The 14,417-nt window shown below is 33.9% G+C and carries 12 protein-coding genes; 10 read left to right on the forward strand and 2 right to left on the reverse strand.

From position 1 onward, the window contains the following. Window positions 1-10: 10 nt before the first annotated feature. Window positions 11-1,435, reverse strand: coding sequence for an aldehyde dehydrogenase (aldA, locus tag HS848_RS08100; protein ID WP_198611937.1), 1,425 nt, complete (start codon window positions 1,433-1,435; stop codon window positions 11-13). Between the two features lie 192 nt (window positions 1,436-1,627). Between aldA and mhqR the strand changes: the two genes are divergently transcribed. Continuing rightward, complete coding sequence (mhqR, locus tag HS848_RS08105; protein ID WP_107508021.1) at window positions 1,628-2,062, forward strand: MarR family transcriptional regulator MhqR; 435 nt, start codon at window positions 1,628-1,630, stop codon at window positions 2,060-2,062. An 81-nt stretch (window positions 2,063-2,143) separates the two neighbouring features. Then, on the forward strand, window positions 2,144-3,043 hold the full coding sequence (locus HS848_RS08110) for a VOC family protein (protein WP_198611938.1): 900 nt from the start codon (window positions 2,144-2,146) through the stop codon (window positions 3,041-3,043). Window positions 3,044-3,095: 52 nt separating this feature from the next. On the opposite strand, the gene HS848_RS08115 is transcribed toward HS848_RS08110, so the two are convergent. Continuing rightward, a complete protein-coding gene (locus HS848_RS08115) occupies window positions 3,096-4,139 on the reverse strand; it encodes a YkvI family membrane protein (protein ID WP_232806148.1) in 1,044 nt (347 codons plus the stop codon). Window positions 4,140-4,384: 245 nt separating this feature from the next. On the opposite strand from HS848_RS08115, the gene HS848_RS08120 reads away from it, so the two are divergent. The 8 genes from HS848_RS08120 to HS848_RS08155 all read left to right on the forward strand — a co-directional run bounded on the left by HS848_RS08120 (window position 4,385) and on the right by HS848_RS08155 (window position 14,415). After that, window positions 4,385-6,166: a cation:proton antiporter gene (locus tag HS848_RS08120; RefSeq protein WP_198611940.1), complete on the forward strand. Its 1,782-nt coding sequence runs from the start codon at window positions 4,385-4,387 to the stop codon at window positions 6,164-6,166. A 264-nt stretch (window positions 6,167-6,430) separates the two neighbouring features. Beyond that, entirely contained in the window at window positions 6,431-7,636 is a 1,206-nt protein-coding gene (locus HS848_RS08125; protein ID WP_198611941.1) for an AraC family transcriptional regulator, read from the forward strand. Between the two features lie 325 nt (window positions 7,637-7,961). After that, window positions 7,962-8,600, forward strand: a complete 639-nt coding sequence (locus HS848_RS08130) for a bifunctional 2-keto-4-hydroxyglutarate aldolase/2-keto-3-deoxy-6-phosphogluconate aldolase (protein ID WP_107508026.1) — start codon at window positions 7,962-7,964, stop codon at window positions 8,598-8,600. 4 nt (window positions 8,601-8,604) lie between these two features. Continuing rightward, window positions 8,605-9,615: a PfkB family carbohydrate kinase gene (locus HS848_RS08135; RefSeq protein ID WP_198611942.1), complete on the forward strand. Its 1,011-nt coding sequence runs from the start codon at window positions 8,605-8,607 to the stop codon at window positions 9,613-9,615. A 23-nt stretch (window positions 9,616-9,638) separates the two neighbouring features. Continuing rightward, entirely contained in the window at window positions 9,639-11,069 is a 1,431-nt protein-coding gene (locus tag HS848_RS08140; RefSeq protein ID WP_198611943.1) for an MFS transporter, read from the forward strand. An 18-nt stretch (window positions 11,070-11,087) separates the two neighbouring features. Beyond that, window positions 11,088-12,494: a glucuronate isomerase gene (gene uxaC / locus HS848_RS08145; protein ID WP_198611944.1), complete on the forward strand. Its 1,407-nt coding sequence runs from the start codon at window positions 11,088-11,090 to the stop codon at window positions 12,492-12,494. Between the two features lie 18 nt (window positions 12,495-12,512). After that, a complete protein-coding gene (gene uxuA / locus HS848_RS08150; RefSeq protein ID WP_198611945.1) occupies window positions 12,513-13,556 on the forward strand; it encodes a mannonate dehydratase in 1,044 nt (347 codons plus the stop codon). 13 nt (window positions 13,557-13,569) lie between these two features. Continuing rightward, window positions 13,570-14,415, forward strand: coding sequence for an SDR family oxidoreductase (locus HS848_RS08155; protein WP_198611946.1), 846 nt, complete (start codon window positions 13,570-13,572; stop codon window positions 14,413-14,415). Window positions 14,416-14,417: the final 2 nt, after the last annotated feature.

The raw sequence follows: 14,417 nt of genomic DNA on the forward strand, positions 1-14,417 counted from the left end.
ACCAACTATTTTACCATCTAATATAACTTACTGTTGTATTGTAATATTCTTCAAAGCCATGGATGCCGTCTGCGCCTCCAAGACCAGATTCTCTCCAACCTGCGTGATAGCCATTAACGACTTCTTCAGCTTCGCAGTTGGCGTAAACTTCGCCAAATTTTAAACGTTCAGTCGCCGTCATCACTTCTTGTAGGTTATCAGAGAAGATATATGAAGATAGCCCTGCATTGGTATCGTTAGCAGCTTCGATGGCTTCATCAAAGTCACTGTATGTTGTGATAGCTAATACTGGACCAAATATTTCTTCTTTAAACGCTCGGTCATCTGTTTTAACATTGTCTAAAATCGTCGGTGCATAGAAGAAACCTGGACAATCTAATTTATGACCACCTAATACCAACTTAGCACCATTGTTCACTGCTTCTTGTACTTTATCATCAATGCTGTCTAATTGTTGTTGGTTAATAATAGCACCGTAATCTGTATTGTTATCGAATGGATCGCCTACTTGAAGGTCGCTCATACGTTGTTTTACTTTTTCAATCCATTGATCGTGCACATCTTTATGAACGAAGATACGTTCAGGACACGTACATACTTGGCCGGCATTGTTAATGCGAGCAGTCACAATATAATCAACTGCTTTATCTAAATCGGCATGAGGTGTAATCAATACTGGCGCATTACCGCCTAATTCTAAATTCACTTTCTTCACAGTATCCGCCGCATGTTGGTACACTGATTTACCGGCACGCATACTGCCAGTTAAAGAAATCATTTGAATATCTTTATGACTAGCAAGTTGAGTACCTACCGTTTCGCCTGTACCTGGCAAGATTTGAACTAAGCCTGCTGGAATCGTTGACGCACGGAAGAGTTCTGCTAATCTCAATGTAAGTAGAGTCGTTTCTTCACTTGGTTTAATTACCACAGAACAGCCAGTCACTAGTGCCGGAATCACTTTACGCATTAATACCATAATCGGCGCATTCCACGGTACAATGCCTGCCGTTACTCCAATTGGCTTTTTCGTTAGTTGAATTGTTTCATTTGAGACACTATTTTGTAAGACTTCGCCTTTATTACTCATGCTTAGGCTTGTCATATAATCGATAAATTGAACGGCTTTATCAATTTCACCTTCTGCCTGAGCGAGCGTTTTACCTTGCTCTTTAACATATAAATTGGCTAACTCGTCTTTATTCTGTTCCAATAATGGAATTAATAGTTTAACATGTTCAGCACGTGTTGGGGCAGGGACTTGTTCCCACTCACGTTGCGCATGCTTAGATTTTTCTATCGCTTCGTTCACTTCTTCTTCAGTCGCAAATGTAATGGTATCAATTGTTTCACCCGTAGCTGGATTGATAACGTCCATTGTTTCGTTAGATTTGCTTGCTACAAATTCATTGTTAATAAATAATTGATTGGTCATTTGTGACACCTCCAAAGATAGTATTCCCTGAAAGTCTTGCTTTCATTCTTATTTTTGAAAAGGGAGCCCACATATGCAGACGATTAGGGACTTCATTTTCAAGAAAAATAGACTAAATCAAAACGTTGACGTTTATATCAACAAAGTGTATAATTTATCTCGAAATCGAAATAATATAAAGTGGGTGACATAATGGATAGAACACAATATTCCTTAAACGCATTTATAGGATTAAATCGTTCATTAGATACATTGGAAAAAATTGTAAAACAAGATGTTCAAAATTATGGACTAAATGTCACTGAATTTGCGGTATTAGAATTACTTTACAACAAAGGACCGCAACCTATACAACGTATTAGAGAAAGGGTACTCATCGCAAGTAGTAGTATTTCGTATGTGGTCACGCAACTTGAAGAAAAGGGCTGGATTATACGCGACAAAGATTCCTGCGATAAACGCGTCTATAATGCAACACTTACAGACAAAGGGCAACAATTTATGGCTAAGATATTTCCACAACACGCAGCCACATTAGAAGAAGCTTTCTCTGTCTTAACAGATGAGGAATTAACTATATTACAACAGGCATTCAAGAAATTAAGTGCACAAACGACTGACGTATAAGTCTGTGCGCTTATCTTTTTAAATATATTTATCTCGAAATCGAAATAATTAGCGAGCATAAAAAATCAGGAGGCTCTAACGATGGAACCGATTACTCATATTCATCATATTTCTGCAATTGTCGGCGACGCGCAAGAAACGTACGATTTCTATACGAAGATATTGAAATTAACATTGATTAAACAGACGGTAAACTACGATGACACTAAAATATATCACTTATACTTTTCCAATCATAAAACCAATAGCGACATGGTATTAACATTCTTTAACTGGCCAAATCAATACAAAGGACGTATAGGTGCAGGACAAATAGGGCGTCTAGCGTTTAGAATTCCAAAAGATAGCATGGCCGAGTGGGAAATGTACCTTAATGCCCAAGGAGTCAAAACGCGTCAAACGCACACCTTCAATCAAGCAACACTTGAATTTGAAGATATCCATGGGTTAACACTCGCATTAGTAGAGAGTGAAGAAGAACGAGATACGAGCGATATTATGGGATTTCATGGCGTAACAATGTTATCAGCGAACCCAGAAGCAACAACAGGCTTGTTACAAAAGGATTTACAATTAGAATACGTGACAACAACTGAAGATAATGTGCAATATCAAACTGTAGGTGAAGTACATCATCAAGTCATCGTTGAAAAGGTAGCGCCTGAAAAACTTAGACGCTGGGGTGTGGGTATCTTCCATCATATTGCCTGGTCGGTTCCAAATAATGATGAACATGTCGCATGGCAACATCATTTTAAAAATAAGGGTTTGAACGTTACAGAGGTCAAAGAGCGCTTCTACTTCCACGCTATCTATATGAAAGAACCTGGACATTTAGTCTTTGAATTTGCGACGGCTGGCCCTGGATTTACGATTGACGAAGATATAGAAAACCTAGGCACACACTTACAACTACCGCCATTTTATAAAGACCGACGCTACGAAATTGAATCACATTTAACGCCCTTAAAATTGAATTAGATATAAGAAAATCTAGCACATATCGATGCGCTAGATTTTTTAATTTATTAAGTTATTTTTTGAAAGATTTCAAATTTAAAAAGCCTCGATACATAATTGGGATAAGGAGTATGAAACCGAATAATCCCATAATTGGGAAGACTTTTCCAATTAATGAAATGAAACCGATAAATGTACAAATGAATGTAACGATTGCCATAATAATGATTAATACGAAGTACGATGTTGAAAATGGCTCTGTAAAACGTGAAGCGAAGGCGTACATAAGGCCCACAATTGTATTATAGATAACCAGAATCATAATAATCGACATAATTGTTCCTAATATAGGCGAAATATGATGGGCTAGTAATAAAGTTGGTAAAGCAACCGATTTAATCTCGTTAAATTCAGTGATGAGCCCTAAATTAATCATTAAAAGTAGAAACGTAATGATGAGACCACCAATTAAGCCACCCCATAGGCCAGAACGTTGATGATGCATACGACCGCCCATTACACTTAAAAAGCTAAACGCTGCAGCAATTTGGAGACTGGCGTAATTAATACCGTCAAACCACCAACCAAGTGAAAGCGCATGGTGATGTTCTGAAAATTGATTTGCACTATCGAAATTAAGTGAACCTGTTGAAAAATAATAAATAGCGATAATAGTTACTACAATAACTAAAAATGGTGTCACGATACCAAGTACTGTAATAAGTCGATCAAATTTTAAAAATAAAGTGACTAAAATCATTACTACAAGAAGTAATGAACTTAGCCAATAAGGTAAACCAAAACTTTCATGTATAGTAGATGCTCCGCCAGCAGTCATGATGATTGCAAGCGAAAACAGAAAAATTGTAAGAATAATATCAAATATACGCGCAATAATCGGGTGTAAGTAATAGTGGATAGATTCAGAATGGTTATGAGATTTTAAGATGTAACCAGTGTTTAATACAAATATGCCACCGAGCGTCACAATTGCTCCGGTAATGATAATACCTGGAACACTAAAGCTTCCATTACTAGTAAAGAACTGGAAAATTTCTTGCCCAGTAGCGAATCCAGCGCCAACTACGACACCGACAAAGGCGAAAGCCACCATCATGGCCTCTTTAAATTGTTGCACTTTGAAAAGTCCTTTCAATTATTATTTTTATATATGTAAGACGCAATAACTTATTTTAGCCGAAAATGACTTAAAAATAAATAGTAAGTTCATTCCACATGAACAATGTTTTTTGTGTGAGGTCATTAACCAAAGTGTTGTAAAATAGTAATGCAGTCTTAAACAAAGTTTGGTAGTATGGCAAGTATTAAACAAAACTTGAAATTATTGAGGAAGGTGTAGGTATGTCACTAGATTTACCTGTCATGCTAGTCATTGTACTCTTTCTAGCACTAGGTATTTTCAGTCAATGGTTAGCAGACCGTATTAAATGGCCTTCAATTGTAGTCATGTCGATTGTTGGATTATTAGTAGGACCTATTTTAGGTTTAGCTAACCCCGAAGCTACATTGGGTTCTGAAGTGTTCAGTCCTATTGTATCGATAGCCGTAGCAGTCATTCTGTTTGAAGGAAGCAGTAACTTAGATTTCCGCGAGTTAAGAGGTATTTCCAAAGCAGTTATCCGTATTATTACTATAGGAGCCGTGTTAGCTTGGATACTTGGCGCCATCGCATTACATAAGATATTAGATTTTCCAATTTCTGTAGCCATGGCCATGGGAGGACTCTTTTTAATCACTGGTCCCACTGTTATTCAACCTTTACTGAAACAAGCGAAGGTGCGTAAAAGTGTCGATTCAATATTACGTTGGGAAAGTATTATTTTGGATCCAATGGGGCCAATTTTAGCACTTACCGCATTCTACGTTTATCAAATCATAGGTGAAGGCTTTGGTTTTCAACTTATTTTCGTCTTTATCTTACAAATGATTGCCATTGCTATAATTGGATTTGGTGCATCATTTATATTCAATTGGTTGATTCAACGAGATTTAATTCCACAAACATTAATGCCATCTATACAACTCGTTTTCATCTTGTTGGTATTTAGTATTTGTGACCAGATACTTCAAGAATCTGGATTATTAGCGGTGACCATTTTCGGATTAATGATGGCACACTATAAACGTCATGACTTAATTTTCAAAGAATCCGATCATTTTATTGAAAATACGTCATCTATATTGGTTTCAACAGTCTTTATTTTAATTACATCATCACTGACGTCATCTGTGCTTATGCATGTTTTATCATGGCAATTATTAGTATTTGCGATTGTGATGATCGTTCTTGTGCGTCCAATTTCAGTGTTGTTATCAACAATTGGGACTGAAATTACTAAAAAAGAACGTGCAATTGTCGCAATGATGGCACCAAAAGGCATCGTAGTGCTTACTGTAGCACAATTTTTCAGTAGCTTATTTTTAGAAGATAATGTCAAAATGGCGAGTTACATTACGCCAGTGACGTTCGGCTTAGTCTTTATTACCGTAGTCATTTATGGTTTTAGTTTTACGCCATTGAGTAAATTACTTGGGTTAGCTAGTACGGAACCACCTGGTGTGATATTAGTAGGGGAAAGCGAATTCTCATTCCATTTAGGGAAAAAGTTACGTGAACACGAGATTCCCGTAATGGTGTTTAATCTTTTCGATGAATCTTCAGAAGATGCGAAAGAATTAGGATTTGAGGTATTTAGAGGACATTTATTATCAAGTAGTGATCGTCTCTCAGCAGATTTAATTCATTATAGTAAATGTTTATTGATGACTAAGTCCTTTATTTTCAATAGTTTAGCATTTAATGAGCTTGTTCCTGAGTTTGGTTTGAACAATGTTAGTATGATGCCTGTCTCATTTACCGATGAACAAGCACGCAATAATTTAAATGGACCGTTACGTAACCATATCTTATTTGATGACAATCATAGCCCACGCTGGTTTGATAATGTTATATCAAAACAAAATATTATTGAAATAAATGCCGATGAATACGACAATATTACAGATAATGACATGATTATTTATCATATAGATAATGAAAGCGTCGTAACATTTAATAAAAGTACCAAACCAATGCCACAACACGAACACGGCATTTACGGCATCTTAAAAGATGTACATTAGTATAATTTAAAGTAAGATAAATAATTTTTATCACCAATACTCCGTATTGATTGGCTCGCTTTCTTAGGGGGACTGGCTAAGCCACGGTCTTAGCCTAGCCCTGTTCCCCTAGGAATCTCGCCAACAATACTTCGTATATCATATCTAATATGAAAATAAAATAATTGAATATGTATATGAACGATGGATTAACTTTCATCGTTCTTTTTTATTATATAACTTATGAACTTAGGAATATGTTTATAATTAGGTGAGGTGTTTTTTATGGATAAAAGTAAAATGGAATTGATAAAAGCACATGCCCTTGAATTTTTTAATCTACAAGTTAAAAGTTTTCATCTTTATGAATTAAGGAAATTAGGTAATTGGCTTCAAACGCCCTTCACTAATACGAGAAGTAAGCATTTTAAGAATCAACTTAAGAGGCTAACTGATGATATGGATGGTAATCATATCTATATTTATACGAATAAATTTAATGTTAAATTTATGATGTTTAAATATAGAAAGGTAAAGCAAGTTATCGTTGTAGGTCCATATTTGACTAAAAGACCAAGTGATAAAGACTGTCATTATTTATTGCAACAAAATAATATGGGTGTAGATAAAATTGAAGCTTTAAAACAATATTTACTTACTATTCCACTATGCCCTCAAACACAAGTGGATAAAACGACGCGATTAGCTTATAAGTTTTTAAAAGGTAAATCTTATCATAAGTTAGTAGAAAAAATTGACTTTAATTTTCACATTTCAAGTACTAACTTTTCTGAAGCAACAGAGCAATATGAATACACTTTGCTACAGTTAGAGAAAAGATACGAACTAGAGAATCAATTTTTAACCGAAGTTGCAAACGGCAATCCTTCAGAAGCTTTAAAATACTTTAAATTAGTTTCTTCTCAAATATCAGGTTTACGTAGAGGGCATGATGTGTTTGTTACAATGAAATATTTTGCCTATTTAATGAATGCATTATGTAGAAAGACAATTGAAAGAAGCGGAGTTAATTTATTAACGGTTGATGCTTTATCTGGCAAATATGCGACGATGATTGACGATGAAACAAGCGTGCAAGGAATTGAAAATTTAACTTTAACTATGATTGAAGAGTATGCTAATACAACTTTAAGCACTAAAAGTTTAAATTACAGTTCTAAAATTAATAAAGTGATTCAATATATGGAATTACATTTAAGTCGTGACATTACTTTAGAAGACTTAGCGAAGAGCGTAGAATTATCACCTGCTTATTTATCAAGAACGTTTAAAAAAGAAGTAGGAGTAACTATATCATTGTTTTTATCGGAGCAAAGAGTACGTAAAGGCGAATATTTGTTGAAAAATACAGATATGTCTATTGAGCAAATTGCACATTATGTCGGCTTTAAGCAACAAAGTTATTTTGCGACGTGTTTTAAAAATATTTTCGGGTTATCCCCAAATCAATACCGTAAAAAGAACAGGTAAAATATATTAAAAACAAACTATAGAAACTTAAAATTTTAGTAAAAGGTAAAATAATTATAAAAAAGGTCAAATTAACACAAATAGGTTGAAATTTTCTACTTATTATCCATGGTTTAATGAATTATTTAGAATTATTGTAATTAATAAGAAAATTTTCAATATTTAAAGAAAACGCTTACATATCAATGGTTTATAGCCTTTAAATGTAAGTGTTTTTTTATGCCCATTTTTTATTAAAATAGCTACTCCTCAGAGATTTAATTGAAAAATCTAAATATAATTCTAAAATTGAAACTGAAAAAAGGAGAGAAAGGGGAAGATGCGAATGAATAAATTTAATACTTTAAAAAGCTTACATGATAACTACTTGGTTGCTGTAGTAAGAGGGAAGTCTAAAAAGCAAGCTTTAGACTATATAGAACAAATTATTGAGGGCGGAATATTGAATATTGAAGTTACCTTCACTACTCCTCAAGCAGAAATAGTTATTCAAGAATTAAAAGAGAATTATAAAGACAAAGAAGTCGTTATTGGTGCTGGAACAGTTTTAGATGACGTAACGGCAAGAATGGCTATTATGAATGGTGCATCTTATATTGTCAGCCCACATTTTGATGTGAAAATTGCTGAGATGTGCAACTTATATAACACTCCTTATTTACCAGGTTGTGGATCTGTTACAGAAATAACGCAAGCACTAAAAGCAGGTGTAGACGTAGTTAAACTGTTCCCAGGAGATTTACTAGGTGCGAAATACATTAAAAATGTTCATGGTCCGCTACCACAAGTAGAAATGATGCCTTCAGGTGGAGTATCAATTGATAATATGCATGAGTGGTATCAGCAAGGTGCCTTTGCAGTTGGAATTGGTAGCGCGCTTACTAAAAACGCTAACGATAACATCAATCAAGTAAAAATAAACACTCAACAATTTGTACAAAAATTAAAAGATGTAAGAGGGTGAGGAAGTGAAAGTAATAACGTTTGGTGAAATTATGATGCGCCTATCACCACCAGGTTTTGGAAAGATTGAAGATGCAACTAAGTTTGACATCAACTATGGGGGCGCAGAAATGAATGTAGCTGTGGGATTATCATCATTAGGAGTCCAAACTTCAATGTTAACTGGGCTACCTTCTAATGTGTTAGGTAATACGGTGTTAATGAATTTAAGAAAATTCAATATAAATACAGATTTTATTGAACAACGCGAAGGTAGGCTGGGAACTTATTTTCTAGAAAAGGGATTTAGTGTCCGTCCATCACAAGTAACTTATGATCGTGCCAACTCAGTGTTTTCTAAACTAAGATTTGAAGATTATGAAATAGAACAGGCACTTAGCCACCACCAATGGTTTCACTTTACTGGTATAACTCCTGCACTCAACGATGAGATGTTTGATTGTATTTTACAAATATTAAAAGTTGCCAAGCAGAAAAGATTATTTGTAAGTTGTGATTTGAATTTTAGAGCAGCTTTATGGAAATTTGATTACGCACGACAAAAGATGTCTGAACTCTTGCCATATGTGAATTTAATCTTTGGCTATGAACCATTGTCTTTACCTAATGATAATAACGAAGATAAAAAGGATAGTCTTAATCGTTTAGCTGATATTAAAATACTTAAACCAATTTTAAAAGAAATTACTGAAAAATATGACATTAACTACATTGCATTTACGCAAAGAAAAAATTTTAGCAGTTCAAGAAACCGCTTACAAGGATTTATATATAATGGCAATCATCTATATCAATCTGAGAAATATGATGTCGATATTTTAGATAGAGTTGGAACTGGAGACTCATTTAGCGTAGGAATAATCTATGGATTAATCAATCATCTTCCTTTACAAGATACTGTTGATTTTGGAATTAAAAATGCTTTATATAAGCATACCGTTGAAGGAGACCATACTACCTCAGATTTTGAAGTTATCAATTCTATCCAAACCACTGCACAAGATATAAAAAGATGAAGAGATAGAAAGTAGGGGAAAATATGACTACTGAAGTAAATCACGATAGCAATCCAAAAGTAAAAAAATTCAAAGATATTGAACAACCTAAACTCAAGTTTAAAGAAAAGCTTTCTTATGGCTTAGGGGATTTAGGAAATGGCCTGATGTTCGACATGGGACAAATTTATTTATTGAAGTTTTACACTGACATTTTAGGAATATCAGCATTTTATGGCGGTCTTGTCTTTTTAATATCTAAAATATTTGATGCCTTTGTTGATACTGGAGTCGGGACAATTGTTGATTCTAGAAAGAAAATTGGACCAAAAGGTAAATTCCGTCCATTTATTCTGTATGGTACTTTACCGCTAGCAATTATAACGGTAATAACCTTCTTATCTCCTGATTTGAGTCATACTGGAAAAATTGCATGGGCTTTTGGAACGTATATGTTATTTAACCTAGCCTATTCTGTTGTTAACATTCCATACGGTTCTCTTTCAGCATCTATGACACTTAATGCAGATGACCGTACACAGTTATCTGTCTTTAGAAATTTAGGGTCTCAAGGAGCAATATTTGTTGCAGGTATAGTAGTTGTACCAATGGTTAACCTTTTCAACAGTCATACTCTGGGTTATCCAGTTGTAGTAGCTGCTCTAGCAATTGTTGGTGTTTTATTACATTTAATTTGCTATAAAAATGTTAAGGAACGACATGTGAAATTAGAACCTAAAGAAAAAGGCGAAATACGTGAACAGCCTGTTAAAAAAGATAGTGGAAATGCTTTTGCAGGTGTGTTGAAAAATGGAGCCTTTGCAGCATTAGCTATCTTTACATTACTTAGTATTATGGCATTATTTTTAAAACAATCATCACAATTATATTATTTCCAGTATGTACTAAATGAACCTAACTTCGTAGGATTAGTAAGTACATTGAATTTTATTTCACTAATCCCTGCACTAATATTTACGACTTACTTAAGTAAAAAATTTGGTAAAAAAATGACTGCAATCATCGGTATAGCTGGCTTTGTAGTATGCGAATTTTTAAATTATTTCTTCTTCGGAGAACAACATATTAGCTTTTTAACTGTAAATACATTCTCAAACTTCTTTTTAGTTATACCAACTACAGTATCATGGGCGTTTATAGCTGATGTAGTTGAATATGGACAATGGAAGACTGGTAAAAGAACTGAAGGCATAATTTATTCAAGTTATAGTTTCACTCGGAAATTATCACAAGCACTTGCCGGTTTTGTACCAGGTCTTGCACTTACATTAATTGGCTACCAACCTAACGTTGCTCAATCAGCAGGAACTTTAGAAGGACTAAGAATATTATTCTTTGTCATTCCAGGAAGTATAAGTTTAATAGCATTAATCATTTTCTTCTTTACTTATCCATTAACAGATAAAAGACATAAACAAATTGTAAAAGAATTAACACTTAGAGATGAATTGTAATAAGGAGGCAAAAGTTTTATGGCATTTATAAATAAAGATTTTATGTTGAATAATGAAACAGGTAAAAAATTATATAACGATTATGCAAAAGATTTACCAATATATGATTTCCATTGTCATTTAGACCCTAAGCAAATCGCTGAAAATGTTCATTTTAAAGATATTGTAGACATTTGGTTAAGTGGAGATCACTATAAATGGCGTGCTATGAGAGGACAAGGTATTGAAGAACGATATATTACTGGAGATGCCTCTAATAAAGAAAAATTTATAAAATGGGCAGAAACACTTGAAAACAGCGTAGGGAATCCTTTGTATCATTGGTCACACTTAGAGTTGAAAATGTACTTTAACATTGATGAATTACTAACCTCAGAAAATGCTGAACGAATATACAACGAGGCTAACAAATATTTGGAAGAAAATCACGTAACAACCCAATCATTAATTACTAATTCTAATGTGAAATTAATTTGTACGACAGACAACCCTACCGATGACTTACATTATCATGATGATATTGCTAAACAAGACGCTTTTGAGACAACGGTACTACCAGCTTTCAGACCAGATGATGTCTTCAAAATAGGAGACCAGGCTTTCTTAAATTTTTTAGAAAAATTAGGACAAGTTGAAGATAAACAATTAAAAACTGAAGATGACTTTATAAAAGCCTTATTTAATAGAATAGATTATTTTCATGCTAAAGGTGCTAAATTGTCAGATCATGGTATTTCAATATTACATTATGAAGATTTTACAAAAGAAGAAGTTAGTCGCATTTTTAGTAAAGCTATAAATAAAGAAGAATTAACTAGTAAAGATAAAGCTCAATTTCAAACTTATGTATTGAATGAACTGAGTAAAAAATATTATGAAAAAGGCTGGGCAATGCAAATTCATTTTGGAGCGTTGAGAAATGCTAATACTAAAATGTTTGAAAAATTAGGTCCAGATACAGGTTTTGATTCTATTTTAGATCAAACCCATGTAGCTTACCACTTAAATTCTTTACTAAATATGATGGAATATGAAGGACATTTGCCTAAAACTATTATTTACAATTTAAACCCAATCTATAACGATATTGTGGGTTCAGCAATAGCCAATTTTCAGACAGAAGCGGGCATAAAAGGAAAAGTACAACATGGCGCAGGCTGGTGGTTCAATGATACTAAACGTGGCATGCTTCGCCAAATGTCATCACTTGCTGACCAAGGATTATTAATGAATTTCGTTGGTATGTTAACTGATTCAAGAAGTTTTATTTCTTACTCAAGACATGATTATTTCCGCAGAATCTTATGTACTTTTGTAGGAGATTTAGTTGAAAAAGGTGAAATTCCTAATGAAAATGAGTTGCTAAAAAAATTAATTCAAAATATTTGTTATAACAATGCTTATAATTATTTCAATTTAATTTAAACAAGGGGGTAATTTGAAATGAAAATGACATTTCGATGGTATGGTTCTGATGATCCTATTACGTTAGAACAAATACGCCAAATACCAGGAATGAAAGGTATAGTTAGTGCAATTTATGATGTGCCTGTTGGTGAAGTTTGGCCTAAAGAAAAAATTAAGGCACTAAAAAACGAGATAGAAGAAGCAGGTTTAGAATTATCAGTAATTGAAAGTGTGCCTGTGCATGAAGATATTAAATTAGGAAAGCCAACTAGAGAACAATATATTGAAAATTACTGTCAAACATTGAGAAATTTATCATCTGAGGGTATTAAAACGGTGTGTTATAACTTTATGCCCGTGTTTGATTGGACACGTTCTCAACTAGAATATCGTTTAGAGGATGGTTCAACATGCTTAATTTACGATGAAAATGACGTAGATAAAATGAACCCACGTAGTGGTGAACTTGCTTTACCTGGTTGGGATTCAAGTTATACAAAAGAAAGTTTAAATGCCTTGTTAGATGAATATGATGATGTCGACGAAGAGGCGTTATGGTCTAACTTAGAATATTTTATTAAAAAAATAATTCCTGTAGCTGAAGAAGAAGATGTTTTAATGGCAATACATCCGGACGATCCACCATGGAGTATTTTTGGTCTACCAAGAATTATCACGAATAAAGAAAATTTAGAACGTTTTATTAATTTATATGATTCTAGAAGCAATGGTCTAACAATGTGTTCTGGCTCTCTTGGAGCAGATCAATCTAATGATTTTGTTGAAATGTTACGCTATTTTGGCGAAAAAGATCGAGTACATTTCGTCCATGCTCGCAATATCAAACATACTGGTCCAAACTCATTCCAAGAATCAGCCCATCCTTCATTTAAAGGTTCGCTAGATATGTACGAAATAGTAAAAGCTTTACATGAGTTTAATTATGAGGGGCCTATTAGACCTGACCATGGCCGAATGATATGGGGCGAAACTGGTAAACCGGGCTATGGCTTATATGACCGTGCATTAGGTGCAACGTATCTTATCGGATTATACGAAGCAGTAACAAAATCTAACTAAGGGGTGTAATAAAATGGGATTACCTTTTGAAATAAATTTAAGTGGTAAAATAGCCGTTATTACTGGAGGTTCAGGTGTTATCGGTTCCGAAATGTCAAAAGCTCTAGCAAGTTGTGGAGCAAAAGTAGCTATAGTTGGTTTGACACAAGATAAAGGAAACGAATTAATTGAAACAATAAAGAAAGATAATGGAGAAGCTAGTTTTTTCCAAGGCGATGTTACTTCTAGAAAAGATATGGAAAGAGTTAAGAAAGAAATTAACGAACAATATGGTGAAATTTCTATATTAATCAATGGTGCTGGAGGAAATCATCCTAAAGGCACTACAGACGATGAATACTTTGATAATAATAATAAAGAATCTATACAAGATTTTTATGGTTTGGATGAAGAAAGCGTCGGCTTTGTATTTGATTTAAATTTCAAAGGTACATTTATACCAACTCAAGTATTTAGTAAAGATATGATTAATAAAGATTTCGCCAGTATTATTAACATCTCTTCAATGAATGCTTTTACTCCATTAACTAAAATACCAGCATATAGTGGAGCTAAGGCAGCAGTTAGTAACTTTACGCAATGGTTAAGCGTTTATTTCTCACGTACCAATATACGAGTAAATGCGATAGCACCTGGATTTTTACTAACAGATCAAAATAGAGGATTATTGTTAAATAATGATGGCAGTTACTCAGAACGTGCTACAAAAATTATTGAGTCTACACCACAAAGACGTTTTGGAGAACCTTCAGAACTTATAGGCGCACTATTGTTTTTAGTAAGCGACCAAGCGTCAAGCTTCGTTAATGGTGTGGTCTTGCCAGTAGATGGAGGATTTAATGCGTATTCAGGAGTTTAAAT

The organism is Staphylococcus caledonicus (assembly GCF_016238465.1).
Lineage (GTDB): Bacteria > Bacillota > Bacilli > Staphylococcales > Staphylococcaceae > Staphylococcus > Staphylococcus caledonicus.